The sequence below is a fragment of the Listeria cossartiae subsp. cayugensis genome, assembly GCF_014229095.1.
Taxonomy (GTDB): domain Bacteria; phylum Bacillota; class Bacilli; order Lactobacillales; family Listeriaceae; genus Listeria; species Listeria cayugensis.
Genome location: NZ_JAARZC010000003.1, coordinates 136,687 through 163,197 on the forward strand (window position 1 = coordinate 136,687; position 26,511 = coordinate 163,197).

Annotated in this window: 28 protein-coding genes and 1 other annotated feature; of the genes, 10 read left to right on the forward strand and 18 right to left on the reverse strand. The window is 39.2% G+C overall.

Annotated features, from left to right (window positions below; genetic code table 11):
* Positions 1 to 39: 39 nt before the first annotated feature.
* On the reverse strand, positions 40 to 1,392 hold the full coding sequence (locus HCB49_RS10480) for an MATE family efflux transporter (protein WP_014601205.1): 1,353 nt from the start codon (positions 1,390 to 1,392) through the stop codon (positions 40 to 42).
* A complete protein-coding gene (locus HCB49_RS10485) occupies positions 1,389 to 1,838 on the reverse strand; it encodes a MarR family winged helix-turn-helix transcriptional regulator (protein ID WP_185480410.1) in 450 nt (149 codons plus the stop codon). The genes HCB49_RS10480 and HCB49_RS10485 overlap by 4 nt, the downstream gene beginning before the upstream one ends.
* 168 nt (positions 1,839 to 2,006) lie before the next feature.
* On the opposite strand from HCB49_RS10485, the gene HCB49_RS10490 reads away from it, so the two are divergent.
* The 3 genes from HCB49_RS10490 to HCB49_RS10500 all read left to right on the forward strand — a co-directional run bounded on the left by HCB49_RS10490 (position 2,007) and on the right by HCB49_RS10500 (position 3,843).
* Entirely contained in the window at positions 2,007 to 2,891 is an 885-nt protein-coding gene (locus HCB49_RS10490) for a PucR family transcriptional regulator (RefSeq protein ID WP_185604898.1), read from the forward strand.
* A gap of 145 nt (positions 2,892 to 3,036) precedes the next feature.
* On the forward strand, positions 3,037 to 3,417 hold the full coding sequence (locus HCB49_RS10495; RefSeq protein WP_185480588.1) for a MerR family transcriptional regulator: 381 nt from the start codon (positions 3,037 to 3,039) through the stop codon (positions 3,415 to 3,417).
* 21 nt (positions 3,418 to 3,438) lie between these two features.
* Positions 3,439 to 3,843 (forward strand): cupin domain-containing protein, encoded by a 405-nt coding sequence (locus HCB49_RS10500; RefSeq protein WP_185579361.1) that lies wholly within the window; start codon positions 3,439 to 3,441, stop codon positions 3,841 to 3,843.
* Positions 3,844 to 3,886: 43 nt separating this feature from the next.
* Here HCB49_RS10500 and HCB49_RS10505 read toward each other — a convergent pair whose 3' ends face one another.
* The 10 genes from HCB49_RS10505 to HCB49_RS10550 all read right to left on the reverse strand — a co-directional run bounded on the left by HCB49_RS10505 (position 3,887) and on the right by HCB49_RS10550 (position 11,565).
* Entirely contained in the window at positions 3,887 to 4,498 is a 612-nt protein-coding gene (locus HCB49_RS10505) for an HAD family hydrolase (RefSeq protein WP_185604899.1), read from the reverse strand.
* Between the two features lie 14 nt (positions 4,499 to 4,512).
* Positions 4,513 to 4,872 carry an RpiR family transcriptional regulator gene (locus HCB49_RS10510; RefSeq protein ID WP_185517906.1) on the reverse strand — a complete coding sequence of 120 codons (360 nt, stop codon included), beginning with the start codon at positions 4,870 to 4,872 and terminating at the stop codon, positions 4,513 to 4,515.
* Positions 4,873 to 4,960: 88 nt separating this feature from the next.
* Positions 4,961 to 5,917: a LacI family DNA-binding transcriptional regulator gene (locus HCB49_RS10515; protein WP_185604900.1), complete on the reverse strand. Its 957-nt coding sequence runs from the start codon at positions 5,915 to 5,917 to the stop codon at positions 4,961 to 4,963.
* Between the two features lie 67 nt (positions 5,918 to 5,984).
* Entirely contained in the window at positions 5,985 to 7,319 is a 1,335-nt protein-coding gene (locus HCB49_RS10520) for a hemolysin family protein (protein ID WP_185604901.1), read from the reverse strand.
* 116 nt (positions 7,320 to 7,435) lie between these two features.
* Complete coding sequence (locus HCB49_RS10525) at positions 7,436 to 8,125, reverse strand: NAD-dependent protein deacylase (RefSeq protein ID WP_185604902.1); 690 nt, start codon at positions 8,123 to 8,125, stop codon at positions 7,436 to 7,438.
* A 4-nt stretch (positions 8,126 to 8,129) separates the two neighbouring features.
* A complete protein-coding gene (locus tag HCB49_RS10530; RefSeq protein ID WP_185604903.1) occupies positions 8,130 to 8,408 on the reverse strand; it encodes a helix-hairpin-helix domain-containing protein in 279 nt (92 codons plus the stop codon).
* The gene (gene lde, locus HCB49_RS10535; protein WP_185604904.1) at positions 8,398 to 9,606 is read right to left on the reverse strand and encodes a multidrug efflux MFS transporter Lde; all 1,209 of its coding nucleotides are present in this window, start codon (positions 9,604 to 9,606) and stop codon (positions 8,398 to 8,400) included. Before lde ends, HCB49_RS10530 begins: the two co-directional genes overlap by 11 nt.
* A 114-nt stretch (positions 9,607 to 9,720) precedes the next feature.
* On the reverse strand, positions 9,721 to 10,068 hold the full coding sequence (locus HCB49_RS10540) for an SH3 domain-containing protein (protein WP_120138722.1): 348 nt from the start codon (positions 10,066 to 10,068) through the stop codon (positions 9,721 to 9,723).
* A gap of 18 nt (positions 10,069 to 10,086) precedes the next feature.
* Positions 10,087 to 10,731: a fructose-6-phosphate aldolase gene (fsa, locus tag HCB49_RS10545; RefSeq protein WP_008948960.1), complete on the reverse strand. Its 645-nt coding sequence runs from the start codon at positions 10,729 to 10,731 to the stop codon at positions 10,087 to 10,089.
* A gap of 144 nt (positions 10,732 to 10,875) precedes the next feature.
* Positions 10,876 to 11,565, reverse strand: a complete 690-nt coding sequence (locus HCB49_RS10550; protein ID WP_185480423.1) for a Crp/Fnr family transcriptional regulator — start codon at positions 11,563 to 11,565, stop codon at positions 10,876 to 10,878.
* Positions 11,566 to 11,894: 329 nt separating this feature from the next.
* Here HCB49_RS10550 and HCB49_RS10555 point away from each other — a divergent pair, with 329 nt between their 5' ends.
* A complete protein-coding gene (locus HCB49_RS10555; RefSeq protein WP_185604905.1) occupies positions 11,895 to 13,622 on the forward strand; it encodes an ABC transporter ATP-binding protein in 1,728 nt (575 codons plus the stop codon).
* A 52-nt stretch (positions 13,623 to 13,674) separates the two neighbouring features.
* Here HCB49_RS10555 and HCB49_RS10560 read toward each other — a convergent pair whose 3' ends face one another.
* From HCB49_RS10560 to HCB49_RS10570, 3 genes are all read right to left on the reverse strand, one after another.
* Complete coding sequence (locus HCB49_RS10560; RefSeq protein ID WP_185391841.1) at positions 13,675 to 13,926, reverse strand: TfoX/Sxy family protein; 252 nt, start codon at positions 13,924 to 13,926, stop codon at positions 13,675 to 13,677.
* A 19-nt stretch (positions 13,927 to 13,945) separates the two neighbouring features.
* Positions 13,946 to 15,229 carry a serine--tRNA ligase gene (gene serS, locus HCB49_RS10565; RefSeq protein ID WP_185604906.1) on the reverse strand — a complete coding sequence of 428 codons (1,284 nt, stop codon included), beginning with the start codon at positions 15,227 to 15,229 and terminating at the stop codon, positions 13,946 to 13,948.
* A 58-nt stretch (positions 15,230 to 15,287) separates the two neighbouring features.
* Positions 15,288 to 15,511: a binding site (T-box leader), on the reverse strand.
* Positions 15,512 to 15,563: 52 nt separating this feature from the next.
* A complete protein-coding gene (locus HCB49_RS10570) occupies positions 15,564 to 15,983 on the reverse strand; it encodes a pyridoxamine 5'-phosphate oxidase family protein (protein WP_185604907.1) in 420 nt (139 codons plus the stop codon).
* Between the two features lie 129 nt (positions 15,984 to 16,112).
* Between HCB49_RS10570 and HCB49_RS10575 the strand changes: the two genes are divergently transcribed.
* The 6 genes from HCB49_RS10575 to HCB49_RS10600 all read left to right on the forward strand — a co-directional run bounded on the left by HCB49_RS10575 (position 16,113) and on the right by HCB49_RS10600 (position 25,032).
* Positions 16,113 to 16,685, forward strand: a complete 573-nt coding sequence (locus HCB49_RS10575; RefSeq protein WP_185604908.1) for an anthranilate synthase component II — start codon at positions 16,113 to 16,115, stop codon at positions 16,683 to 16,685.
* On the forward strand, positions 16,682 to 18,388 hold the full coding sequence (gene pabB, locus HCB49_RS10580) for an aminodeoxychorismate synthase component I (RefSeq protein ID WP_185604909.1): 1,707 nt from the start codon (positions 16,682 to 16,684) through the stop codon (positions 18,386 to 18,388). The genes HCB49_RS10575 and pabB overlap by 4 nt, the downstream gene beginning before the upstream one ends.
* A 161-nt stretch (positions 18,389 to 18,549) precedes the next feature.
* On the forward strand, positions 18,550 to 20,271 hold the full coding sequence (locus HCB49_RS10585; protein ID WP_185480428.1) for an ABC transporter ATP-binding protein: 1,722 nt from the start codon (positions 18,550 to 18,552) through the stop codon (positions 20,269 to 20,271).
* Positions 20,271 to 22,043, forward strand: coding sequence for an ABC transporter ATP-binding protein (locus tag HCB49_RS10590; RefSeq protein WP_185604910.1), 1,773 nt, complete (start codon positions 20,271 to 20,273; stop codon positions 22,041 to 22,043). The genes HCB49_RS10585 and HCB49_RS10590 overlap by 1 nt, the downstream gene beginning before the upstream one ends.
* Before the next feature lie 177 nt (positions 22,044 to 22,220).
* Entirely contained in the window at positions 22,221 to 24,074 is a 1,854-nt protein-coding gene (locus tag HCB49_RS10595) for a DUF6020 family protein (protein WP_185604911.1), read from the forward strand.
* Positions 24,075 to 24,084: 10 nt separating this feature from the next.
* Positions 24,085 to 25,032, forward strand: a complete 948-nt coding sequence (locus HCB49_RS10600) for a glycosyltransferase (protein WP_185391833.1) — start codon at positions 24,085 to 24,087, stop codon at positions 25,030 to 25,032.
* Positions 25,033 to 25,403: 371 nt separating this feature from the next.
* Here HCB49_RS10600 and HCB49_RS14345 read toward each other — a convergent pair whose 3' ends face one another.
* The 3 genes from HCB49_RS14345 to HCB49_RS10615 form a co-directional block, all read right to left on the reverse strand.
* Positions 25,404 to 25,559, reverse strand: a complete 156-nt coding sequence (locus HCB49_RS14345) for a hypothetical protein (RefSeq protein ID WP_235004959.1) — start codon at positions 25,557 to 25,559, stop codon at positions 25,404 to 25,406.
* A gap of 180 nt (positions 25,560 to 25,739) precedes the next feature.
* Positions 25,740 to 26,108: a hypothetical protein gene (locus tag HCB49_RS10610; RefSeq protein WP_185604912.1), complete on the reverse strand. Its 369-nt coding sequence runs from the start codon at positions 26,106 to 26,108 to the stop codon at positions 25,740 to 25,742.
* 17 nt (positions 26,109 to 26,125) lie between these two features.
* The gene (locus HCB49_RS10615) at positions 26,126 to 26,413 is read right to left on the reverse strand and encodes a hypothetical protein (RefSeq protein ID WP_185604913.1); all 288 of its coding nucleotides are present in this window, start codon (positions 26,411 to 26,413) and stop codon (positions 26,126 to 26,128) included.
* Between the last annotated feature and the right edge of the window lie 98 nt (positions 26,414 to 26,511).

The following is a 26,511-nucleotide window of genomic DNA, read 5'->3' on the forward strand; positions in this document are numbered from 1 at the left end:
TTTGAGACACTAGTTAGAAAATACCCAATTCATTTTAGCTTAAACTATCTCGGGATTTTTAAAAATTCGGCGCCAAGTTTTGCTCATAATCACAAGACAAACGGTGAACGCGCCTAAATCTGCTAGCGGAAACGCGTACCAAATCCCATCTAAACCAAAGAACTGCGGCAAAATAAGTAAAAGTGGTACTAAACAAATGATTTGGCGCATCAATGAAATGATAAATGAAATCCTTGCTCGACCAAGCGCTTGATAGAGCCCTCCGCAGACGATTTGGAAACCAATAGTTGGAGCAGCTAGAAGCATAAATCTAACAGCGGTTGTTCCTTGGGCAATTAGTTCTGGGTCGTTAGAGAAGATTCGTACGAGCAATCCCGGGAAAATTTCTACTAAACCCCAAGCAATTAGTGACATCACGGTCGCAGCTATCATTGACACTTTGACAGCTTTCATTACGCGCTCGAATTGTCTAGAGCCATAGTTGAAGCCGACGATTGGTTGCATCCCTTGCGTTACACCGTTAATAGGCATAATGACGAACGACGCAATTCGGTTCGCAATCCCGTACACTGCAATCGCCATCGTTCCACCGTAAATATTTAGCATCCAGTTTACCGCAACCGTTACGATACTCCCAGCAGACATCATAATGAATGACGGGAACCCGATTGCCATAATCCGGCGAATCAGCGGGAAATCCATTCGGAATGAGAACCCTTTTAAAGATAAAGTACTTTTGCCTGATAAAAAGTAAATCAAGAGCCAAATCGCGCCAACTGCTTGTGCAATAACGGTCGCAAGTGCTGAACCGCGGACGCCCATACCGAATCCCATAATGAAAATTGGGTTTAAAATCATATTTAAAATGGCAGAAATAATCATAGTTAACATCGCTGTTTTTGCATTACCTTCCGAGCGAACGATATTATTCATCGCCATCGCAAAGGTTTGGAACACAGCGCCGAGTAAAATAAGCGATAAGAAATCACTGGCAATATCATGAATATCCGCCGGCGCCCCGAAAAGCGTAATAAGCGGATCTAAGAAAATAAAAGTAACAATCGCGATAAAAATACTTGAAATAAGCACTAACCAAATAACTTGGTGGAACACTTTATCTGCGTGTTTTTGTTCGCCAGCACCAAGCGAGCGGGAAATAATCGACGCGCCCCCAATCCCAAACATCGCTGCCATCGCCATTAGTATCATTTGGACCGGGAAGGCAATTGAAAGTGCCGCAACCCCTGATGGACCAACGCCGTACGATACGAAAATCGTATCAACAATATTATACATCCCCATAACAAACATACCGATAAATGCCGGAATCGACAATCGCGCCATGAGTGATGGAATGCTATCTTCACCTAATCGTTTACTCTGTTCTTTCATTCAGCTTCTCCTCCTTCAACTGCTATAATCGCATTATCAGACAAACGTCCTATCAAATGCATTAAATCATCTTTCTCTTTTTCGCTAAAACCGGCTGTTAAAAGCGCGGACCATTCTTCCGTCACTTCTTCAATTAAATCACGCATTTTAAAACCAGTTTCTGTTACAAAAATCCGTTGAATACGTCTATCTTTCGTATCGATTTCGCGGCGAATCATCTCGAGTTCCTCCAGGCGTTTAATATGCCGCGTCACGCTCGCCTTATCGACCATAAACCGTTTTGCCATCGATTCTTGGGAAATTCCATCTTCTTTATAAAGCGTCCATAAATAACGTAATTGGCCTATATTAAGTCCAGTTTCTAGTAATTTTTTATTTTTAAAAGTACTTTCCGAACGATGAATAATTGCGATGGCTTTCGCTAAACTTTCTTGTCTCTCTGCCATTTATCCGACTCCTCATAAAAAAATCCGCCACATAATTAGTTGCGGCGTCAACCATTATATTATAGCAACAATTTAGTTGACTGCGCAACCTTTTTATTTCCCGGGCAATAATTTGACTTCCTTTCTTTCTTTTGTAAAAATAAAGATAGAAAAGGGGTGCTATCCACGATGCATATTAAAATATTAAAAAATAGATATCCCAATATAGTCGTTTCAAAGAACCCAATAAAATCAAGCTCAGATACAATTTCTTTTTTTGAAGAACCGCATTATTTTACTATTCCTAAAGCGGATCTTTCAGAAGAGGAAGCTACGTTATTACATACGCTATTTCCAGAACCTTTGCCAAGTTTCACAAAAGAAGCCAGCCAATTTTGGTTCGACTTATTATTTGGTAAGGAAGAAATGGCGATTACAACTGAAAAAGACACTTATCGCATAACCCAGTTTCATATTAAAACGACAACGACTAAAAGTATGCTACAAGAATGGCAAAAAGCGTTACTAAGTTTCTTTAGCCCCGATGCCGAACTGATTATGTTTTCGGCTAATTATGGCGTCATTATTGAAAAATCTACGGGCTCGCTGCTTGGAGAAGAAGAACTAGTTGCTGTTGCTAGCACGCTTGAAAGTGATTTTTATATCCAGTCCACCTTTTTTATGGGGCTTTTCCATCCGCTAAATATGCAACTCCGAGGCTTATTTGCAGAGGAACGAACAATTTTTAATTTTAACAATCGTGAAGTAGTTCAAACGGTCGCTTCTGAAAGTTTAAAAGTCATTGCACGGCGAATGAAAGAAAGTTTAATCACCAATGAACTCAATATTCTTTTCCATCAAGATGACACGTGGATCCCGCTGATTCATACGTTATTTAAAAACCAAGGAAATATCAGCCTCACTGCGAAAGAACTTTTTATGCACCGGAATACTATTCAATATCGTCTCGATAAATTTCACGAGCAAACAAATCTGTCGCTCCGCAAAATGGACGGGCTACTACTGGCTTATCTCGCAACACTTCAAACAAATACTCAAAACACCAACCAGTAATAATTTTTTCACATGGTTGGTGTTTTCGCTTGACTTGAAGTTCACTCCAAGGAATACAATAAATATATCAAATACGCAAAGGAGAATGGTTATGTCAAAAAACGAAACAGTTCTTTTTGCTGTAGATGCTTCTGAAGAACTAACAATGAACATCAAAGAAGCTAGTGAAAAAAGTGGCGTTTCGGCTGATACAATTCGCTACTATGAACGAATTGGCTTAATTCCACCTGTACATCGCAATGAAAATGGCGTCCGCAAATTCGGCGCAGAAGATTTACGCTGGATTCAGTTTAGCCGCCAAATGCGCCGCGCTGGTTTATCCATTGAAGCCTTGATTGATTACTTAGCACTTTTCCGGGAAGGCGAGCATACTCTAGAAGCCCGCGCCGAATTACTTAAAGAACAGCGCATTGACCTAAAAAATCGTATTGACGTCATGCAAGATGCGCTTGATCGTCTCGACTTCAAAATTGATAATTACGATACCCATCTCATTCCAGCCCAACAAAAACTAAAAGATTTTTAAATTCGAAAGGGGTAATTGATAATGGCTACACTCGAAAACAGCGTTATTTTTGATAAAGGTGAGCTAATTACAAATGACTACTTTATCGGCAACGCTTATTTAAAAATGCTTGTTCCAGAAGACACTATTTATAATTGTCCGATTGGAAATGTTACTTTCGAACCGGGAGCTCGAAATAATTGGCATAAACATGATGGCGGGCAAATCCTGCTTGTCACGGGCGGAAGCGGCTACTACCAAGAAGAAGGCAAACCTGCCCAACTTCTAAAAGAGGGCGACGTCGTGACTATTCCTAAAGACGTAAAACATTGGCACGGCGCTACAAAAGATAGCTGGTTTGTTCATTTAGCCATTTCCACGAATGTTGAATTAGGTGGAACCACTTGGCTAGAACCAGTTTCCGACGAACACTATAACAAATTATAACGAAAAAACCCGCTCACCTTTATCCAAGGTAAGCGGGTTTTATTTATTTACTCACATAAGCTAAAATATCTGCAGGTTTTTCAAATACAATTTCAGCATTTTCAAAGCCATCTGTCGTTTTTGCACCCCAAAGCGCTAAGCCAAAATGAGCTCCGGCGGCATGGGCACATTTCATATCATAAGAAGAATCTCCGATATAAAGCACCTCATGCGGCTCTCTTCCAAGAATTTCCAAACCTTTCAGCAGTGGATCTGGGTGAGGTTTATGATTTTCCGTATCACTCGCGCAAACAATTGCTTGAAAATGCCCGTGAATATCAAACGGATAAAAACCTTTCTCCATTTCTAACGCATTTTTAGAAGTAACGACGCCGCTTTCTGGAATCGCGTGCAACACCTCATGAATTCCATCAAAAATCTCTACTTCTTCAATAAATGTCGCCTCTCGTTCAATCCATTTATCTAATACTTTTTCTTCGTCTAAAATGTTTAACTGTTCAACCGCAGCCGCTCCGGTAATTCCAAGTACGAATCGCAATTCATCTAACTCATAACTTAATCCTTCCTCGGCCAAAACCGCTTGAAGAGAATGTAAAACAGCTCTTTCCGTGTCCAGAATAGTTCCATCTACGTCAAAAATTATTGCTTTATACATTATGAATTCCTCCCTCAAGATTTAGCGAAGTTGTGATAGTGGTGGGTTGTATATCTCGCTTTTTCTGCTTTTTGAATATCCGCAGCATTTGTGCCTTTATTTTGAAGTAAATCCCGAAATTCGCGCAAATTGGCATGAGAATTTCCGTTTAGTTCAAATTCGATATTATCGCAGCTAAATGTTAACAGCATTTCCTCTTTTTCCCGGACTAACGCCATCTTTTCTAGTTTAACGATTGGAAATGTTTGTCGTTTTTTCATACCCAAGCTAAAGTTTTGGTCGAAAACAAGGTAATCTCTATCGATATAAAACTCTCCGAATTGATATTCCATTCCAAGGGCTGAATTAACCTTACATACTCCATCTAATTTCATATCATCCGCCTCCTTCATCACCTTATATATTAGTTTTAAATGATGAAATGGGTTTCATGTCAAGCAATTTAATAAAAATATTTTTAAATCACACTGTTTTTCTTCTAATCAACTCATGTTCCACTTTAATTCTTTGCAATTTACCTTGTTCGAAAATAGTAAAAGCATTTTCTCCCAATTTTTTCAGGTGATGATCGAGCGTCGTGATTTCTAGCGCCTTACCAATTGGGAGATTTTCTTGTCCTAAAATAGCAACATCTTCCGGCACGCGCAAACCAAGTTTTTTGACGTGAAACATAACGCCCGCAGCAACCTCATCGCCATTCGCATAAATTGCATCAGGCCAGTCTTTTCCTTCCGCAAAGAAATGTTCCCCAGCTTTTAAACCATCCTCGAACGTATAACATTCACTTAAAAAACGATTGTCCTCAACCGGACCAAAAACCTGCTCATATGCATTAATTTTCCCGTATGTACTCGTACTTTCACGCGACGCCCGACCTGCTGTAAACGCCACTTTTGTATAACCCTCATCTTGCAAAAATTGAAATCCAGCCCGGTACGCCTTCACGCGGTCAATATAAGAACACGATATCTCTTTAGACTCCACGTACTCGCACGCAATAATCGGACCATACGCCAGATACGGCAAAATCACATCCCAATTGTTGGCACGTGAAGTAATAATCAGACCATCCACTTGTTTCGTTTTGAGGCGCATCAAGTACTTTTCTTCTTCTTTCGGATCATATCCTGTTGGAAAAAGTGTCACCGAATAACGGTTTTTAAAAGCTGCTTCCAAAATACCATTCACAATTTTGTCAAACCACGGATGATCATTATAAGGTATAATCACGCCAACCGTATTTGTTTTACCACGCGCTAAATCCATGGCGTTACGGTTAGGAGAATAGTCTAATTCATCGATAACAGCTTGCACACGAGCCCTTTTTTCCTCCGCAACATACGGATGGTTATTAAGTACGCGCGACACTGTCGTCACTGAAACTCCCGCTAATTTGGCTATTTCTTTAATATTTGGCATTTTAAAAACCTCATTCCTAAGAAAAAAGTGCGGACAGATTTCTCATACCGCACTTCTATTTTTATCATTAAGCCATCTGCTCTAATTCGTGTGTTTGAATATCTTTTTCCACACGAACCGAAACCAATCTGGCATCATTCATTTCTTCTACTGTGAATCGAAGTGTACCGTATTCGACTACGACTTCATCATCCTCTTCTGGAATGGTCCCTGTTAAGGTGAGCACAAATCCAGCAACAGTATCTACCCCACGTGATGGAAGTTCCACGTGAAACATTTTATTAAAATCATCAAGTGGCATGCGGCCTTCTAAGATAAATGTGTTCTCATCGATTTTCTTTACTTCATCTGAGAAAACATCATTTTCATCGTCAATTTCGCCGACAATTTCTTCTAATAAATCTTCTACAGTAACAATACCTGCAACGCCACCGTATTCATCCATTAAAATCGCCATTTGGTTTCTTGTTCTTTGCATGTTTTTCAGTAGGTCATCAATAAACATCGTCTCTTGCGCAAAATAAGCATCTTTAACGAGCGACTTCACATTGATGTTTTCAAAACCTGACTTTCTCGCTTCTGCAAAGAAATCTTTCATATGCAGAATACCCAGCACGGAGTCCTGATCGCCAGTATAGACGGGAACTCTTGAAAAATTCTCATTTAATAATGCGTCACAAAGCGCTTCCGATTCTGTTTCGGCATCAACCATAAACGCATCTGTTCGCGGCACCATTACTTCACGCGCGTATTTATTGTCCATTTCAAATACACCACGAAGCATTTGTAATTCTTCTACCTCAATTACACCGTCACGTCGACCGGTTTCAATTAGTAGCTGCATTTCTTCCCGTGTCATTTTTTCATTATCGGTATTTTTCTCCATTCTCGTTAATTTGACAAGAATGTCTGTTGAAAAAGATAAGAATTTTACGAACGGACGAAGCACAACGCCAACTGCCATAATTGGTCGTACAGAAACACGTGCAATTTTTTCTGATTTTTGGAGTGCTAAACGTTTTGGATAAAGCTCACCGAAAACTAACGTGATGTAAGACAACACAATCGTTACGACGATAATAGACAGCTCTTTCGCAAAACTGCTTCCACCAAAAACCGATTCAAGCCTAGTCGCAATGCTAGTCGCGGCTGACGCACTGGAAAAGAATCCCGCAAGCGTGATACCAACTTGAATAGTAGCTAGAAATTTACTTGGATCATCGACGAGTTTAGCGAGCATAATGGCTTTTTTATCACCGGTTTCTGCTTGGCTTTTCACACGATTTTTGTTCAGTGATACAAGGGCCATCTCTGCTGAGGCAAAGAATGCGTTGAGCATAGTCAACACAACAATAAGAATTAACTGCAAGATAATCTGCTGACTCTCGGGGTCAGGGTTCATATGGAACTCTCCACTCCTTATTTTCATCGAGAAAACGAATAATCATTTCCTCTAAATATTCCGGACACTTGCCGGTTAAGAAAATTTTATCACGCCACCCCCATTACTGCAAGGTTTCACATCTCCGCAAAAACTTTCAGCGCGTCACTTTCAATCATTTCAAATGGGTACGGTAGTGAAATTCGTTCTTTGTTCACAGCAAAAATTCGCGCTTTTTTATTTCGATAATCAGTTAAATTACAAAACGGGCTCACGCGGAAAGAAGTCCCAACAATAACAATTAAATCCGCTTTCCTAATAGCTGCGAGTGACTGATCTATCGCATTTTCTGGAATTGCCTCTTCGTATAACACCACATCCGGCCGAATGACTCCACCACAATCAACATGAATATCTGATTTCAAATAAGCTTCGGCTGGAACAGTCATTCCGCATTTCTGGCAATAGCAATGGTATAAACTACCGTGGAAATTCACCACATTTTTTGAGCCAGCTTTTTCGTGAAGACCATCAATATTTTGCGTAATGATTGTGACATTTTTCTCCGTTTCAATTTTAGCCATTTTTGCATGAATCTCATTTGGCGCTGCATCCGGATAATACATATTTTCCGTAACAAATTGATAAAATTTCTCCGGTTCGCGCACGAGACATGTGTGGCTTAGCATATATTCCGGACTGGCCATTCCCGCGTACAAACCATTTTTCGAACGATAATCCGGAATTCCTGAAGGGACGGAAACACCCGCGCCAGTCAGAAAAACGATATGTTCTGCTTGTTTAATCGCTTCATTCAAACTATTCATTCTTTCAATTCCTTTCATTCGTATGCTGTTTATCTTTCCAATTCCACCATTTACGTAGGTCTGGCTCCTGCTTGTCTGCATCTGTTTCCGCAACATATACCGCACAACGATACGTATATAGCACGCACGGATCCATCCGCTCACCGCGCTTATCGCAAGTATCTTCATATAGTTCGAGTGGATTCTTTCCTTTTAAATCCGCAATCTCTTCAATCCCGATTTCGTTTAACATCAGCACCATTTTTTTACCTATTCCGGGTAATTTTATTAAATCAGTTGGCATGATTTCCCTTCTCTCTATGCATTTTTCGGTTGAAATAAAAACTGATTAGTACATTGATAAAAATAAAACCAGCAACCACAAGGAAGACATCGCCGTAACCAAAATGAGCAGCAACACTCGATCCTACAAGCGGTCCGATGACATTCCCAATATATTGAAACGATTGATTATAACCAAAAATCCGACCGGACACTTCACGTGGCGTATTTTTCGTGAGTAGCGATTGAACTGCTGGAAGTAAAGCGCCGTCTGTAAGTCCTAGTAAGAAGCGCAATATTCCGAGTTGTAATGGATTTTGCGCGAAAGCCATTGGGATTTGGAGTAGCATTGACCCAATCAGCGCGCCTAATAAGATTCGCTCTGAACCAATTCGGTCCCCCCATCTACCAAGCCGAGGTGCCGCAATGAGCGCTGCGACCCCGGGAATCGAAGCAATCATCCCACTTATAAAAGCAATGTTCTGCGCATTCCCCGCTAAATCCCGTACGTACAATGTCAAAATTGGGTTCACTGAGTTGGACGCTATTTGAATCATCATCGTCGTAATGAACAGCGAAATGATTAAGCCAGGATTTTTAAGCGCCAAGAAAACCTCTTTCCCTGATCGCATTTCTTTTTTCTCTACTGGTGTAAATTTCTCTTTCACAAAGAAAAGCGTTAGGAAGAAACTGCCTAAAAGAAGTACACCTGTGATGTAAAATACTGGTCTGACGCCAAATGTATCTGACAACGCTCCACCAATTAATGGACCGATTAAAACACCAGATACCGCCGCTGTCGATAATGCCCCAAGAGCCCAACCGCTACGGTGGCGCGGAACTTGTGTCGCGACAAGCGCATTCGCCGTTGAAATGTACCCGGAGAAAACACCCATTAATAAGCGCAAGCCAACGAATTGGTACACATTACTCACCAAGCCCATTAAAATCATCGCGATCGCCATACCTAATGCAGCGCGTAAAAGCATAATTCTTCGCCCTTTTTGGTCTGCTAGTTTACCCCAAATTGGCGACATAATAGCAGATACTAAAAAAGTAGAGCTGAGCGCGATCCCTGACCACATGCTTACTTGATCCGGATTATGTACGCCTAATTCCTCAATATATAATGGTAAAAATGGCATGATTAAATTTAATCCGGTCCCAGTCAGAAAACACCCCACCCAGACAACATACAAATTCTTCTTCCAATTTTCCATAAATCCACCTAGATTCTTCTATCGTTACTTAATTATTCCACAAAAAAAGCGAAAGTAAAACTAAACCCTTCGCTTTTTTGCTATATTCACTTAAAATGTTCCACGTGAAACATTTTACACGTCTAAATTTTCCCGTGGTACCCAGCCAGCTTCATTATCCTCCGTCACGCACCAAACCCAGCCATTAAGTTCACGATTGCTTTCTAATTTGTCGCCTGGCTTCACGTTAAGTTCGCGCGCAGAATAATCTTCTGTCACCGTTCCACTTTTCGCATCGCTTCCCAATTGAATAATTTGTTTCGGAACCCAGCCTTCTTTTCCAGATGACTTCACTTTGCAAAAAATCCAACCCGGATATTCCGTATCTTCTTCAAACACCCAAATAGGCTCATTTTTATTTACAAAAAGCGGATTAGGATACTTGCTGCTGTGCGCTTTTTTTACGGTAAAAGTTCGATTCATAGTTAGAAACCTGCCTTGTTATTTTTTTGCCGCTTCCCAATCTGCTAGGAATTTATCAATCCCACTGTCGGTCAAAGGATGTTTCAGCATTTGTTCAAACACTTTAAATGGCACTGTAGCAATGTCTGCACCAGCCTTCGCACACTCGATTACATGGATCGGATGCCGCACACTCGCTGAAATAATTTCTGTTGGAATACCATGAATTTCGAAAATTTCCGAGATATCACGAATAAGTACTAAACCATCGTCACCGATATCATCTAAGCGCCCTAAAAATGGTGATACGTATGTCGCCCCTGCTCGTGCTGCAAGTAAGGCTTGTGTAGCAGAAAAAACAAGCGTCACATTCGTTTTAATGCCTTCTTCTGTCAGTACTTTCACAGCCGCTAAACCTTCACCAGTCATCGGTATTTTCACAACCATATTAGGATGAATTTTTGCAATAACCCGACCTTCTGCAATCATCTCATCTGCTTCTAAACTAACTACTTCGCCGCTAATTGGTCCGTCAACAATGGATGTAATTTCTTGAATGACCTCATTAAAATCGCGACCTTCCTTGGCAACTAGCGATGGGTTTGTCGTTACGCCGGCAATGAACCCCATTCTGTTAGCCTTTTTAATCTCTTCTACGTTCGCTGTATCGATAAAAAATCTCATTAAAACATCCTCCTTTTCTATCAAGCGCTTTCAATTACAGAGTCATTATAACGCAAAAGTTTAAATAATGCTTTCGATGTGCTTTTTACGCATAAAAAAAAGAATGCCACTTAGCATTCCAAAATAGTTTCACGTGAAACAAACTTATAAACGAGTTTTGTCCATCACTAGTAGAGGTTTTGGTCTATTTCTAATTATATCCTCTTTAATTAAATGCATGACTGTGTGAGCCACGTATTCGCGTGATGTGTTGGTGTATCTTGCAAGTACTTCTTGCGTAATTTCTCTTGGTAGCAATATCCCGTTATCAGAAAACGTCCCTAAAGTTTGAGCGCATTTGAGAATGGCTTTGCGGATTCGTTCTTCTTTCTTTAAGAAGCTTAGTTTTGCAAATGCGTGGGCTTCGCGTAATTCTTCTGCCATTACTTTAATCATGAAAAAGTTATTCTCATCCACTTTGTCGAAAATAGAAAACAAGAAATTGCTATCTACTTCCATAACTTCTCCGTGACCTAAGCTTTGCATCGAAACGTGTGGGCTCCATTCATCATAAAACAGATGATACAGTCCAAAACTATCTCCTTTTTGTAAGAAACGAACAATGCATTCTTTACAGCTTTCTTCTTCAATTTCTGCATCTTTCTCTACAATCATCCCGTATATGCCACTTAGAACAAAATAAACTTTTGTCCCAGCTGGACTTAAACTTTCTAGAACCTCACCCTTCTTGGTGCTGATAACCGAGCAGTAGTCTTTGTAATTTGGATGTTCAAAGCACAACTCCATTAATTTGCTAACCGTTAGATTGGATTCAAGCTCTTTTAAGAATAGCATATTCTCTCCTTTGCTATATTATATTGAAAAAACTCATCGTCATTATATCATATAGACTATATCCGAAATCCCGCTCGTAGCCCTACATAAAAAGCCAAAAAGCTAATTAAAGATAACTATTTTACAACTATTATCATAATACTTAATTTTTATCTCTTTTTAAATTGCTATTTTGACATAAATTCGAACTTTTTGTTACTTTTGATAAATATTCAATTTTAGAGATTAATCCAATAATTACCACTTTAGACTGGTTTATTTTTCGATAAATTGATTATACTTAGAAAGTAAGTAATTTATGGACGACCTACTTAGAAAGGGTGAAATGAATGGATCAGAAAAAATATAGCTGGCGAAAATTTTCCCAGTTGCTTATTAGCGCAAAACCTGCGAATTGGATTATTTTCTGCGCTTTATTTGCTAGTGTGATAACTACAGTTGCCGGTCTCGTTGTCCCGCTTTTTACAAAAAACTTAATTGACGGCTTTTCAATAGCTTCACTAGATGGAAAAATGATTGCTTTAATTGTCCTCGCGTTTGTGTTGCAGGCAATAACGAATGGTTTCTCGATTTTCTTGCTTAATTACATGGGCCAAAAAGTCGTTGCGACAATTCGCGAACGTTTATGGAGAAAAATTGTCCATTTGCCAGTTGCTTATTTTGATAATACGAAAACGGGGGAAATGGTTAGCCGCATGGTGAATGATACCGTGGTCGTTAAGGAACTGATTGCCGATCACTTCCCGCAATTTGTCACTGGAATTATTTCCGTTGTCGGTGCGATTATTATCTTGTTCTTCATGGACTGGAAAATGACGCTGATTATTTTAATAGCTGTTCCAATTACTGCACTAGTCGTTGCGCCACTTGGTCAAAAAATGTTTAAAATCTCTAAAGGGCTGCAAAATGAAACAGCTGACTTTACTGGTTCAATTAGTCAAACTCTATCCGAAGCTAGACTCGTGAAAGCTTCGAATGCAGAAACACTAGAAACAGAAGCTGGTCACCAAGGTATCAATCGTTTATTCGGTTTTGGTATCCGTGAGGCGAAAGTTGTCGCTGTGCTTGGACCACTAATTTTCTTTGTTGTCATGGGCGTTATCGTTGGTATCATTGGCTACGGCGGTATTCGTGTCTCAGCTGGAACAATGACTACTGGTACGCTAATCGCATTCCTGCTCTATCTATTCCAAATTATCGTTCCGGTGACTTCTTTTGCCACATTCTTCGCACAACTTCAAAAAGCAAAAGGTGCAACAGAACGAATTGCGGAAATTTTGAATGAAACTGAAGAAGATTTCGATGCTGGTAAAAAAGTCGATGTCAGTGGGAAAACGATTCGCGCAACAGATATTTCCTTCTCTTATAATGAAGGCGAGCCGATTTTAAAAGATGTTTCTTTTGATACGAAACCAGGTGAAGTAATCGCATTTGCCGGTCCTAGTGGCGGAGGGAAATCAACCTTGTTCGCGATTCTAGAACGTTTCTATCAACCAAAAACTGGTGAAATTTTAGTTGGTGATATTCCACTTTCCGAGATTTCGATTAACTCATGGCGCACGCAAATCGGCTATGTTTCGCAGGAAAGTGCGATGTTGTCTGGAACGATTCGCGACAACCTTTGTTACGGACTTGATCGCGAAATTAACGAAGACGAACTCTGGAATGTAGCAAAACTAGCTTATGCTGACGGTTTTATTTCCGAGCTGCCCGACAAAATGGCAACCGAAGTCGGCGAACGTGGCGTGAAACTCTCAGGCGGCCAAAGACAGCGAATCGCGATTGCTCGAGCATTTTTACGCAATCCAAATATTCTCATGTTAGACGAGGCGACAGCGAGTTTAGACAGCCAGTCCGAACAAATCGTTCAACAAGCATTAGCAAATTTGATGGAAGGCCGCACTACTTTTGTTATCGCACACCGTCTATCCACTATCGTTAACGCCGATCAAATTCTCTTTATCGAAAATGGGGAAATAACTGGACGTGGCACACATAGCGAATTAGTCGCTTCTCATCCACTTTACGCTTCCTTTGCAGAACAACAATTAAAATAAACATTTCCCGGGAAATAAAAACCGACGATGCGCAAATGCATCGTCGGTTTTTCTATAAGGATTGATGAAACTTTTTGAGTTCTGCTTTCTTTGTTTCGTCTAAATCATGCCACCTGATCCCTTGCACGGCTCCTTCAAGTGCACATAATTCACTTAGACAAACGCTTGAATCATTTTCCCAAATGCGTAAAAAGGCTTCTTTGCTTCCCACATCTTTTAGCTCATCGGGGGTTTTTATTCCCGCTTTGATTAAGTCCTGCTCGAGTACTTTGCCAATGTTTGGTAATTCGCTAAGGTTCGCCATTACAGTTCCTTCTCCCGTATTATTTTGGTAATTCTATTTTTCCCACGCCACCCATGTAGCCTTGTAATACTTTCGGAATGCGTACAGAACCATCTGCATCTTGGTAGTTTTCTAAAATAGCAGCTACTGTGCGTCCTAACGCTAAACCAGAACCATTTAATGTGTGCACATATTCTGGTTTGCTTCCTGGTTCGCGACGGAAACGAATGTTAGCGCGTCTTGCTTGGAAGCTTTCAAAATTACTGCAAGAAGAAATCTCACGGTAAGAATTGTAGCTTGGAATCCAAACTTCTAAATCGTATTTTTTAGCAGCAGTGAAGCCTAAATCAGCCGTACACATGCTTAGTACACGGTATGGTAATTCTAGACGACGCAATACTTCTTCTGCATTACCAGTTAGTTTTTCAAGCGCCTCATAAGAATCTTCCGGTTTCACAAATTGAACTAATTCTACTTTGTTAAATTGATGTTGACGGATTAAACCACGCGTATCGCGACCAGCAGATCCCGCTTCAGAACGGAAACATGCGCTAAATGCCGTATATTTTCTTGGTAAATCTTCTGCTTTTAAAATGTCTTCGCGGTGGTAATTTGTTACTGGCACTTCCGCTGTTGGAATAAGGAAATAATCTTCTGCTTCAATTAAGAATGCATCTTCTTCAAATTTTGGCAATTGACCAGTTCCTGTCATGCTCGCACGGTTTACCATGTATGGCGGTAGCATTTCTTCGTAGCCGTGTTCGTTCGAATGTAAGTCCATCATAAAGTTAATAAGCGCACGTTCTAGTCTTGCACCTAATTTTTTATAAAAGACAAAACGGCTACCAGTTACTTTCGCAGCATTTTCAAAATCAAGGATATCTAAATCTGTTCCTAAATCCCAATGCGCTTTTGGTTCAAAATCAAATTCGCGAACTTCGCCCCATTTGCGGATTTCCACGTTATCGTCTTCGGATTCGCCAACCGGAGTAGATTCATGTGGGATATTTGGAATCGACATTAAAATCATATCTAATTTTTCATCAATTTCGCGTAGTTCGATGTCTAATGTTTTGATGCGATCACCAACGACACGCATTTCTTCAATTTTAGCATCTGCGTCTTGTTTTTCGCGTTTTAATTTAGCGATTTCTTGGGACACTTCATTACGCTGACTTTTCAGCGCTTCTGTTTCGACAATCAGTGTACGACGGCGTTTATCTAACTCGCCAAATTTCTCGAATTCACCCAAATCTTCCCCGCGATTTTGTAATTTCTGCTTTACTTCATCAAAATTATTACGTAACAATTTAACATCTAACATGCTAACTCCTCCTTATTTTTTTCCATATAAAAACTCCCGTACTTTCCCGAATTAACAGGAAAGGGACGAGAGTTAACCGCGTTGCCACCCTTATTGGGACTTCAAAAAAATCCCCAGCTTCATTTAGGTTTAACGGACCATTCCGGAATGATTTACTCGCAAAAATCTGCTTTCCACCACTCGCTCCAAGATGGATTCATAAGGAAACTTCACCAGTTCACACCAACCACTGGCTCTCTTTAGAAACTCTGCCTCATTACTACTTCTTGTCATCGCTTTTCGTATTAATTTAAAGTTATTCTATCGCATATCTGCTTAAATTACAAGCAAATCTTTAACCAATTAAATCGAGCGTGTCCGGACCGTCATCATCTGAATTAAGTATTCTGATTTGCTCTGGAACAATTTTTATCACGACAAAGGACGGTGAACCTTCGCCTTGGAACCATTCTTTCGAGATATTTTCCCAGACACGTTCTTTAACCGATTCATCTTCTTCAAGCGAAGCCAAACCATTAATTTCTAAAAACGCGGAACCCGGGCCATCGTAGCCAATTAAAACGCAAACGCGCGGATTTCGGCGGACTTCTTCAGTTTTCGGTAGTTCTTTTCCAGACGGCGTATAAAGTGTCAATCCATCATGGAGAAATGTCATATATCGAGCATGCGGAAAATCCTCTTGGACAGATGTTAATACGCCCACTTGATGCTGGTCCAAAATGGCGAGAATTTTATCTTCTAGTTCATTTTTCATCTCAAACACCTTCCTTTGATCATTTAGTGTACCTTTCCACTTGGCTTCTCGCTTCAAACATTCGGACTTGTTATCTCCGTAGCTATTTGCTATAAAAGAGTATAACCGTTTTAACTAGGGGGCTTTAAAGTGATTTTATTAATCGATCATAATGATTCATTTACATATAATTTATATCAATATTTTTTAGAACTGCAGGAAGATGTGCGGGTTGTTTCGGCTTCTGATTTTACGCTGGAAACCTTTCGTCAACTCGCTCCAGAAATGGTTGTCCTTTCACCCGGACCTGGTTCGCCGGAGGATTTCCCGGTAAGTTTGGCGCTACTCGATGAAATCCACGTTCCCATTCTCGGGATTTGCCTCGGCCATCAAATGATTGGTCATTTTTTTGGAGCAAAAGTGGTGCGCGCCGACGTCCCCGTTCACGGAAAAACCAGCATCATTTCGCATAACGGTGAGGGTTTGTTCGCTGGGCTTGCACCTGAATTCCAAGTCGCTCGCTATCATTCCCTCGTTATCGAACCCGACTCTGTTCCAGCCGATTTACAAGTAACCGCCATGACGGAAGATGGCGTTTTAATGGGCTTTGCGCACGCAACCAAACCAATCCACAGCGTCCAATTCCACCCAGAAGCAATCCTTTCTGAAAATGGCCGCGCGCTATTAAAAAACTTTATACGATTAGGGAGGCATGCCCAATGAGCTATTTACGATTTGATTTTGAAGGTGAAACAAAGATCTTTGAAAAACCGCTGCGTGAACTTGTTGCGCGCGATTTATCAGAAGTGCTTCCAGTCATGAAAGCCGCCGAGGATGCCCAAAAATCCGGAAAATATGTCGCTGGTTTTGTAAGTTATGAAGCTGCTCCTGCTTTCCGAGCCAATTTGAAAACTAACAGCCCTAGCAACAACATGCCGCTCGTCTGGTTTGGCGTATATGATAATTTTACCGATACGATTGAGGAAACCCCAAATTCCGCACCACTTTCTTTTAAAATGGATACATCTTACCCGGAATACGCGGCAAAAATCGCACAAATTAAATCTGAAATCGCGGCCGGAAATACCTATCAAATCAACTACACCGTGCGACTTCAAAGCGATGTACCAAGCGACTTTTCCGCGCAAGCAACCTATAAAACTTTACAGCAAGTTGGAAAAGCCAATTACACAGCGCTACTTTCGACGAATGAATTTCAAATTATCTCCGCTTCACCCGAACTCTTTTTTAAATGGAAGAAAAATATTTTGACGACGCGTCCGATGAAAGGCACCATTCGCCGCGGAAGTACGAAGCAAACTGACTTAGAAGCACATGATTGGTTGAAAAACGATCCGAAAAATCGCGCAGAAAATGTGATGATTGTTGATTTGCTTCGAAATGACCTGGGGATGATTGCGGTACCTGGGAGTGTGAAGGTTCCTAATTTGATGACTTTAGAGCCTTATCCAACTGTTTGGCAAATGACTTCTACTGTCACAGCAGAAACAGTTCCCGAAACGGATTTAACAGACGTTTTCAAAGCGCTCTTCCCCTGTGGCTCGATAACTGGTGCGCCAAAAGCACGGACGATGGAGATTATTTCCGAGCTAGAAGATTCCCCGCGCGGCGTTTACTGCGGTGCGATTGGTTTTCTGGAACCAAATGGAAATGCAATTTTCAACGTGCCGATTCGTACTATTGCTATTGCAGATAATAAAGCTAGTTATGGTGTTGGTGGCGGCATCGTCTGGGATTCCGATGCCGAAAGCGAATTTTCCGAAATTCACGCGAAATCAGCCATCTTGGAAAAAACGACCAAGTTTTCTTTGATTGAATGTTTGCGCTTGGAGAACGGCGAACTCGCTAGAACCGATTTTCATTTAAAACGTCTTCAAACGAGCGCTGAGTTTTTTGGTTACTCTTTTAATAGGGAAGAAATTAGGGAGTTATGGACCGAAAGCGCGCGAAAAAATGCAACTAGCACGTACAAATTGCGCTTTTTACTACATCCAGATGGGACGCATCAGTTAGAACTTGCTGAAATCAGCGCGGAAAACACACCAATAACAGCTCAACTCGCCGAAAAACCAGTTTCAACTAAGGACTTATTCCTTTATCATAAAACCACTCATCGCAAGGTTTATGAAGACTTGAAAAGTACTAAAACCGCGGAAACGCTGCTTTGGAATGAACGCAAGGAACTAACAGAATTCATTAACGGGAATATAGTTCTAGGTATAAATGGCTGTTTTTTCACCCCGCCAGCAACTTCTGGGCTGCTTCCCGGCACAATGCGAGCTGAACTTTTAGCAAATAACCAAATTACCGAAAAAACGCTAGTAAAAAAAGACATTTTTGACGCAGACTTTGTGTGGTTAATTAATAGCGTAAGAGGATTTGTAGAAGTCGAAATCGAACAATAAAGCAACGTGATTTTCACAATTTAAAATGATTTATCATCGCTTGCTTCGCCATATTTTCGCCACATTTACAATTCGTGAAAATATTACTTGCAAATTTTCACAATCTATATTAGAATATACGTTCGCACATATTTATTTCCGTTTTCCAAGGGAGGAAAATCATGAAAGTATTGTTTCACCATCTCAAAAGATACAAACTACAAGCGACACTATCTACACTGTTTGTAGTAGTCATGGTTATCTCACAACTATGGCAACCAAAATTACTTCAGCAAGTCCTAGACGCCATCATGAAAGACAATATGGATGAAATCTCTTCCATAGGCGCACTTTTAATCGGTATTGCCGCAGTCGGCCTTATCGCCGGGATTCTAAACACGATTCTTTCTGCCAAAGTCGCTCAAGGCGTTGGTGCGGATATTCGTGAATCTAGTTTCCGTAAAATCCAAACATTTTCATTCAGCAACATCGAAAAACTTTCGACAGGTAATCTAGTTGTTCGTCAAACAAATGACATTACCCAAGTACAAAACTTAGTGATGCTTTCACTACAATCGCTAACGAGAATTCCGATTATGTTTATCGGTGCTTTCATCCTAGCGATGTTTACCTTGCCTGAATTATGGTGGGTAATTATTGTACTCGTTGTTCTCGTTGTACTGATTGTTGTATTCACATTCGGCTCAATGGGTAAACACTTTGCAATTATCCAAACGTTAATTGACCGCGTGAATTCTATCGCAAAAGAAAACCTTGCCGGTATGCGCGTAGTTAAATCTTTCGTGCAAGAAGACAATGAAATCGGTCGTTTTACAACAGTTAGTGACAAATTAACTCGTCACACGATTATTGTTGGTACACTTTTCTCTGTGATGATTCCTGCATTTATGCTCGTTTCTAACTTAGCAATTGTTGTTTCCATTTTCTTCGTAGGCGACATGGCTGCTGAAAACCCAGAAGTTATCGGGGCTATTGCATCATTCATGAACTACTTAATGCAAATTATGATGGCAATTATTATCGGTGGTATGCTGATGATGATGGCTTCTCGTGCGCTTATTTCCTTGAAACGTATTACCGAAGTTCTAGAAACAGAACCCGATATTACATACAACGAAAACGCACCAGAACAAGACTTAGAAGGTACAGTTGAATTCCGTAACGTTAGCTTCAAATACGACGGTGACGATACGCCTGCGCTTGAAGATATTTCATTCAAAGCAAGTGTTGGTGAAATGGTCGGTATTGTTGGTGCAACAGGTTCTGGTAAATCCACTCTTGCACAACTTATTCCTCGACTATACGACCCAACTGAAGGTGAAGTTATTATCGGCGGAACGAACCTAAAAGATATCAACAAGAAAACCCTTCGTAGCACTGTTTCCTTCGTGCTTCAACGCGCGATTCTTTTCTCCGGAACGATTGCAGACAATTTACGTCATGGTAAAAAAGACGCAACTGCTGAAGAAATGGAACACGCAAGTAAAATAGCACAAGCGAAAGAGTTCATCGACAAACAAGCAAAACTTTATGAAGCGCCTGTTTCCGAGCGTGGAAATAACTTCTCTGGTGGACAAAAACAACGTCTATCAATCACACGTGGCGTTATCGGTTCGCCGAAAGTTCTCATTCTCGACGACAGCACAAGTGCGCTTGATGCGAAATCCGAGAAATTAGTAAAAGAAGCGCTAAATAAAGAACTAGACGAAACTACTACTTTCATCATTGCACAAAAAATCTCTTCTGTTATTCAAGCAGATAAAATTCTCGTGCTAGATCAAGGTAAACTAGTTGGCGTTGGTTCCCATAAAGAACTTCTGAAAGAAAATGCAATCTACCGTGAAATTTACGACACTCAAAAAGGCAAGGAGGTAACCGCATAATGAAAGAGTTTAAACAAATTAGCCGCTTTTTCTGGCACTATCTGCGGGGTTATAAGCCTCAACTTTTTGTCATTTTAATTGCTGTAGTTTTTGCGACATACCTTCAAGTAAAAGCACCACAATATATTGGTAACGCCGTTCAAGAACTTGGTAATTACGTTGTTAACTTAATGAAAACAGGTGTTGATGACAAGAGCGACTTCATTCATATCATTTGGATGCTGATTCTCTGCTACGTACTGCTCGCTGCTGCGACTTTTATCCAAAGTATCATTATGACAGGGGTAGCTGGTAAATCGACGAACAGAATGCGTATAGGGCTTTTCCGCAAGATGGAAAAACTATCGATCCGTTTCTTCGATAGCCGCAATGATGGCGAAATGCTTAGCCGTTTCACTAGTGACTTGGATAACATTTCCAACACGCTAAACCAAGCCTTGATTCAAGTGCTTTCCAACATCGCGCTAATGATTGGTGTTATCATCATGATGTTCCAACAAAACGTGGAACTAGCCTTCGTTACTTTAATATCTGCTCCATTTGCGATAATTATTGCGACTATTATCATCCGAAAAGCACGTAAATTCGTTGATGTTCAACAAGATGAACTAGGCGTACTAAACGGCTACATTGATGAAAAAATTTCTGGTCAAAAAATCATTATCACAAACGGTTTAGAAGAAGAAACAATTGACGGCTTTGTTAAACAAAATAATATCGTTAAAAATGCCACTTACAAAGGGCAAGTTTACTCCGGTTTACTTTTCCCAATGATGCAAGGTATTTCCCTATTAAATACAGCTATCGTTATCTTCTTCGGTGGATGGTTAGCTCTAAACGGTGACCTTGAACGCACAGCCGCTCTTGGTTTAATCGTTATGTTCGTTCAATATTCACAACAATTCTACATGCCTCTGACGCAAATTTCATCTCAGTACAGCTTACTTCAATTAGCAATCACTGGTGCGCGCCGTGTTAGCGAAGTATTTGCAGAGGAAGAAGAAGTGGAACGCGAAAACTTACAAACAATTGATGGTATTAATAAAGGTGTCAAACTTGATCACGTCGATTTCGCTTATGACCCTGCAAAACCAGTTCTAAAAGACGTGTCAATTGATGTAAGTAAAGGTAAAATGGTTGCTCTTGTCGGACCAACTGGCTCTGGTAAAACAACTGTTATGAACCTGCTTAATCGCTTCTATAATGTCGATGGTGGCGCGATTCTCTTTGATGATATCGACATCCGCGACATTCGCCTTGATTCGCTTCGTAAACAAGTCGGTATTGTGCTACAAGATTCCGTGTTATTCACAGGAACCATCCGCGATAACATTGTTTTCGGTAAGCCCGAAGCAAGCGACGACGAAGTAATCAATGCAGCAAAACAAGCTAACATCCACGATTTCATTATGAACCTAGAAAAAGGTTACGATACAGAAATCAGTGACGAAAATAATATTTTCAGTGTTGGCCAAAAGCAGCTTATGAGTATTGCTAGAACTATTATTACTAACCCGTCTCTTCTAATTCTAGATGAAGCAACAAGTAATGTAGACACAGTAACCGAAAGCCGCATCCAAAAAGCAATGGACAACGTAATCTCCGGCCGAACCAGCTTCGTCATTGCCCACCGTTTAAAAACCATCCTCGATGCCGACCATATCGTCGTGCTACATCAAGGTGAAGTGATTGAACAGGGTAATCATGATGAGTTGATGAAGGCTAATGGGTTTTATTCTGAGCTTTATCATAATCAGTTTGTTATTGAGTAAATAACTATCCTTTCAATGAGTGGATTGCAAAGTGTTTTATTACTTTGTCTATCCATTAAATTAAAAACGAGTCCCTACTTAAAAACGTAGGGACTCGTTTTTAATTTCAATTGTGCTAGTATCTTTTTTTTGCTATATTAAAGAATAGTAAAGTTTTAAATAGGGAGTGGAGAAAGATTGTTAAATAAAAAAAGAGTTATAGCTGGAGTATTACTACTATTGCTAAGTTTACTTACTATTGGCTATTACTCAGAAACCTTTAAACTAACTTTAAGCTGGTTGTTATTTACAGTAGTTTTAATGATCCTTTATTTTAGACAAGAGAGGAACTTTCAATTTCAATGGACAACATTGATAATATCACTGGTAATTAGTTTGTTTTGGATGGCTTCATCATTCAATGGTGGACCATATGGCGGGAATTTTGTTTTTAATAGTATTATTTTAGTAGGCACTTTTCTTGTAATCACTATCTTTGTCTTACTTTTACTACTTGAAATGCGAACGGAATATAAAGTGAGACAAGAACGCAAAATAAAATGGCCATTTTTTGTCCTGTTTTCAAGTATCCCCTTCGCGGTCTGGATGATTTCATTTCTAGCTTATTATCCAGCAAAAATGACTTTCGATTCCTATTATCAATGGGGAATGGCTCATGGTATTCGCCAATATAGTCAGTGGCATCCACTTCTGCACACTTTGTGGATAGAAACAACAAGCGCGATTTACAACTCGCCTTCTAGCTATATTTTTTCTCAAATAATTGTTGTTTCATTAATCGTTGGCTTTGCTATTTATACGCTTGTAAAAATGGGAGCGCATATTTGGATTGGTGTTTGTATTTCCATCGGCTATGCCATATACCCAGCAGCAATGTTTTATTCTGCAACGGCTTGGAAAGATTTTCCATTTGCAGCCTTTATATTACTTTTCACCGTTTTAATTTTAAAAATAGTACAATCTAATGGAATGTGGCTGAAAAAATGGTGGCACCTTATCGCTTTTGTTTTAGTAGCTTTTGTTTGTATAAATCTACGAAACAATGGAATGATGATTATTTGCGTGTCGCTTCTGTGCTTACTTATTTTCATGAAAAATTATCGTCTTATTATAACTGGTGTCCTTGTTGGAACTTTGGGACTGAATTTTTTATTTGGTCTGGTTATGACAAACGGGCTTCATGCACAACCTAATCCATTAAACCAAGCGCTCGCAATTCCTTCCCAACAAATTGGGGCTACTTTTTATAATAACGGAAACTTTACTCCTGAATTAAAAGAGTATTTCACTTCCATATTACCTGAAGAGAATTGGAAAAAAGATTACAATCCTTATACTGTAGATCCGATTAAGCATGATACCAAGTACAATTCATCCGTCATTGAAGATGATTTCGGGCTATATATTAAAAATTGGTTCAAACTCTTAACGGCTAATTTCGGTACTTATGTAGGAGCTTATTTAGATCAAACTGCGGTCATTTGGCAATTTTATTCTCCGGAAGATTATAAAGTGTTCTTTGATACTTCAGCGAATATTCAAGATACAAGATATGATGTAAGAGCATTCGCCCGCTTCTTCCCAGACGGTTTATCGGAAGAAGAGGTAAATAAATTAGGATATGAAGTCTATCAAACAGAATACAAAAATGCAACCGGAAAAGATGCAGTTAGCTACAGCGAATATAAGAAACGGATTGACGATTCTACTAATCCACTTATTTCAATATCTAAAGCTCCAAGTCTGAAGAAAATAACAGATAGCATTTATGCAAAAACAACAAATGAGTGGCAGAATTATTTATTAAAAGGGGCCATTCCATTAGTCTTGCTTATAATAGCAATTGCTGCAGTTTGTTTCCAACATCCTAAAAAGAAACTACTTATTTTTGTACCGGTAGTAATGGCACTTATTACTATAGCAATTGCAATGCCAGCAACAGACTTTAGATATTCTTATAGCTTTATATTCACCGTACCTATTGTCTTTTTTGCAACTAAATTAAAAAATTACAAAGGAAATCAATTTTAAGGAGAGAATCATGGGAATCTTAAATGAGAAAGTAGCTGTACTCTTGCCTTGTTATAACGAGGAGCTTACAATTGGTAAGGTAATTGATGATTTTAAGCAAGAATTACCAAATGCGGATATTTATGTGTACGATAATAATTCTAAAGATAAAACATTTGAAATAGCGAAAGCGCATGGTGCTATCGTTCGAAAAGAAATGCGTCAAGGTAAAGGTAATGTAGTACGTTCTATGTTCGCGGATATTGATGCTGATTACTATTTAATGGTCGATGGTGACGATACCTATCCAGCAGAATACTGCCATGAAATATTAGAGGTGCTTCGCAATAAAGAAGCTAATATGGTTATTGGTGATCGCCTAAGTAATGGTACCTACACTGAAGAAAACAAAAGAAATTTCCATGACTTTGGCAACTCACTAGTACGTAATACAATAAATCGTATTTTCAAAAGTAACTTGAGAGATATCATGACAGGATATCGTGGCTTTGATCGTTATTTCGTTAAAAATATGCCCGTTTTAAGTCCTGGTTTTGAGATTGAAACTGAAATGAGTATTCACGCGCTAGAAAACCGCTTTTTAGTGAAAGAAATCGAAATTGATTACCGTGATCGCCCAGAAGGTAGTGAATCAAAACTAAACACATTTTCTGACGGTTTCAGAGTAATCATGACTATTGTAAGATTATTTAAAAATAGTCGTCCGTTTTTATTTTTCAATTTATTAGCTTCTTTGTTTGTCCTTGTAGGAGTACTAGTCGGTTTACCAGTAATAATTCAGTTTGCTCAAATTGGCTTAGTACTGAAATTCCCGAGTGCGCTACTTGCAACGGGGTTAATCATAATGGGTATGCTGTTCTTCGTTTGCGGATTAATCCTTGATACGATAGCTCATAGAAGCAGGCAAAGCTACTTCTTAGAACTTGTTAAATACCGTGAAAGAAATCCTTTGAACTAAAATTAGCTAAATAAAAAGTCGATTTCCTAATTCAGGAAATCGACTTTTTTTGTTAGGCTAGTAAAAATCAACTATGATTCCCAACGAGTTTTGGACAAGATTTACTTTGCTTAATGCTTGAAAGTAAAACTAATAATCAACGGTTGAAAGATAACAAAAAAGAAAATCCACAATGTCGTTAATATTCAAAGTGGATTTTCTAATCATACATATGCAATCTTTTATTACTATCTACTCACCCATATCTATTACTTTTATTCCTTGAGTTTTAGCATACTCATTTATTCTAGTAATTAGGGTATTTTTATAAATTGATGTACAGTATGATATTTCTCTATCTCCAGTATTAGGATAAATATCTTCTGGAAAAATTATAAAGTTAATTTGATCCATTTTTTTATGATGTAACGATTCCCTTCAAATTCGCCGCTTCTAATATGAAAAGAGGTAATAAAATTATAAATCGCTTCATACATTTCCTGTGATGAAATTTCATCATCTAAAAACCTTTCAATTGTGTCTATCATTATAACGCTCCTATTTATTTTGCTTTAGCGGGATATGCACTGAACATTTCGCCATTCAGATAAAACAGTTTTAATTAAGTTTTCTCTTGACTATACTAAATTCTATCCACTCCCAATAGGTTGTATACAGGATATTCTATATTTTCTTGTAAACTGTTGAGTGATAGAGTGCCTTTTTATTTAACTTGCAGATATAACTTCTAATTCTTTAAAATGAAAATCAATAGAATTATTTTCGTAGTCTTCTAAGCGATACTTTCTTTGTGTCTCGCAACTTGAATCTAGCCTGCTTATTTTAAACCCTAATAGTTGGTTATATGATTCACCAAAATTATTTAAACTTAGCTCTGCTACATCTTTAAATAGAACATCAAATATATTTTCTTTATTTTCATATTCAAATATAAATTTAATACTTACATAGGATATCTCTTCGTAAAATTCATTATAATCTATATAATAATTTACTTGTTTAATACCAGTAATATGTGTGTTTGAAAATTTTGGGAAATTCTTTTCTAATACAGTACCCGAATACCATTCATTCATGAAAAAACCTCTTTCTTTTAATAATTATATCTAAATTCAAATCCTTTGGTTGGTGACAGCCCGGGACCATACAAATATTCATGTATATGGGAAACGCTATGTTCTAAAGGCATTCCATGATCACTAAAATCAACTCGAACACTTTGTCTACCAAACTCATCATAAATTACTTTTGATTTTTCAATAGTTCCATTGTACTCTCTATAAGGAAGCTTAGGTCCACTGGCTTCCTCTGCTGCTTTTGTGGCATTGTCACTTTTTGCTTTGCCGTTCCCTTTCTCAATATTCGAAAATAAATCATTCATGTCTTGGATAAAGTTAGCCCTGCTTAATATTTGAAAATAAAACTAAGAATCAACTGTTGAAAGATCATAAAAAAGAAAATCCACGATGTCGTTAATAT

Coding starts and splice junctions, on each gene's coding strand:
- HCB49_RS10600 (WP_185391833.1), top strand. CDS start 24,085: ATGGGAATCTTAAATGAGAAAGTAGCTGTACTCTTGCCTTGTTATAAC.
- HCB49_RS10505 (WP_185604899.1), bottom strand. CDS start 4,498: ATGTATAAAGCAATAATTTTTGACGTAGATGGAACTATTCTGGACACG.
- HCB49_RS10555 (WP_185604905.1), top strand. CDS start 11,895: ATGGATCAGAAAAAATATAGCTGGCGAAAATTTTCCCAGTTGCTTATT.
- HCB49_RS10560 (WP_185391841.1), bottom strand. CDS start 13,926: ATGGCGAACCTTAGCGAATTACCAAACATTGGCAAAGTACTCGAGCAG.
- lde (WP_185604904.1), bottom strand. CDS start 9,606: ATGGAAAATTGGAAGAAGAATTTGTATGTTGTCTGGGTGGGGTGTTTT.
- pabB (WP_185604909.1), top strand. CDS start 16,682: ATGAGCTATTTACGATTTGATTTTGAAGGTGAAACAAAGATCTTTGAA.
- HCB49_RS10590 (WP_185604910.1), top strand. CDS start 20,271: ATGAAAGAGTTTAAACAAATTAGCCGCTTTTTCTGGCACTATCTGCGG.
- HCB49_RS10490 (WP_185604898.1), top strand. CDS start 2,007: ATGCATATTAAAATATTAAAAAATAGATATCCCAATATAGTCGTTTCA.
- HCB49_RS10550 (WP_185480423.1), bottom strand. CDS start 11,565: ATGCTATTCTTAAAAGAGCTTGAATCCAATCTAACGGTTAGCAAATTA.
- fsa (WP_008948960.1), bottom strand. CDS start 10,731: ATGAGATTTTTTATCGATACAGCGAACGTAGAAGAGATTAAAAAGGCT.
- HCB49_RS10570 (WP_185604907.1), bottom strand. CDS start 15,983: ATGAAAAATGAACTAGAAGATAAAATTCTCGCCATTTTGGACCAGCAT.
- HCB49_RS10480 (WP_014601205.1), bottom strand. CDS start 1,392: ATGAAAGAACAGAGTAAACGATTAGGTGAAGATAGCATTCCATCACTC.
- serS (WP_185604906.1), bottom strand. CDS start 15,229: ATGTTAGATGTTAAATTGTTACGTAATAATTTTGATGAAGTAAAGCAG.
- HCB49_RS10495 (WP_185480588.1), top strand. CDS start 3,037: ATGAACATCAAAGAAGCTAGTGAAAAAAGTGGCGTTTCGGCTGATACA.
- HCB49_RS10610 (WP_185604912.1), bottom strand. CDS start 26,108: ATGAATGAATGGTATTCGGGTACTGTATTAGAAAAGAATTTCCCAAAA.
- HCB49_RS10585 (WP_185480428.1), top strand. CDS start 18,550: ATGAAAGTATTGTTTCACCATCTCAAAAGATACAAACTACAAGCGACA.
- HCB49_RS14345 (WP_235004959.1), bottom strand. CDS start 25,559: ATGATAGACACAATTGAAAGGTTTTTAGATGATGAAATTTCATCACAG.
- HCB49_RS10520 (WP_185604901.1), bottom strand. CDS start 7,319: ATGAACCCTGACCCCGAGAGTCAGCAGATTATCTTGCAGTTAATTCTT.
- HCB49_RS10500 (WP_185579361.1), top strand. CDS start 3,439: ATGGCTACACTCGAAAACAGCGTTATTTTTGATAAAGGTGAGCTAATT.
- HCB49_RS10485 (WP_185480410.1), bottom strand. CDS start 1,838: ATGGCAGAGAGACAAGAAAGTTTAGCGAAAGCCATCGCAATTATTCAT.
- HCB49_RS10515 (WP_185604900.1), bottom strand. CDS start 5,917: ATGCCAAATATTAAAGAAATAGCCAAATTAGCGGGAGTTTCAGTGACG.
- HCB49_RS10615 (WP_185604913.1), bottom strand. CDS start 26,413: ATGAATGATTTATTTTCGAATATTGAGAAAGGGAACGGCAAAGCAAAA.
- HCB49_RS10530 (WP_185604903.1), bottom strand. CDS start 8,408: ATGCCAACTGATTTAATAAAATTACCCGGAATAGGTAAAAAAATGGTG.
- HCB49_RS10525 (WP_185604902.1), bottom strand. CDS start 8,125: ATGAATAGTTTGAATGAAGCGATTAAACAAGCAGAACATATCGTTTTT.
- HCB49_RS10510 (WP_185517906.1), bottom strand. CDS start 4,872: ATGAAATTAGATGGAGTATGTAAGGTTAATTCAGCCCTTGGAATGGAA.
- HCB49_RS10540 (WP_120138722.1), bottom strand. CDS start 10,068: ATGAATCGAACTTTTACCGTAAAAAAAGCGCACAGCAGCAAGTATCCT.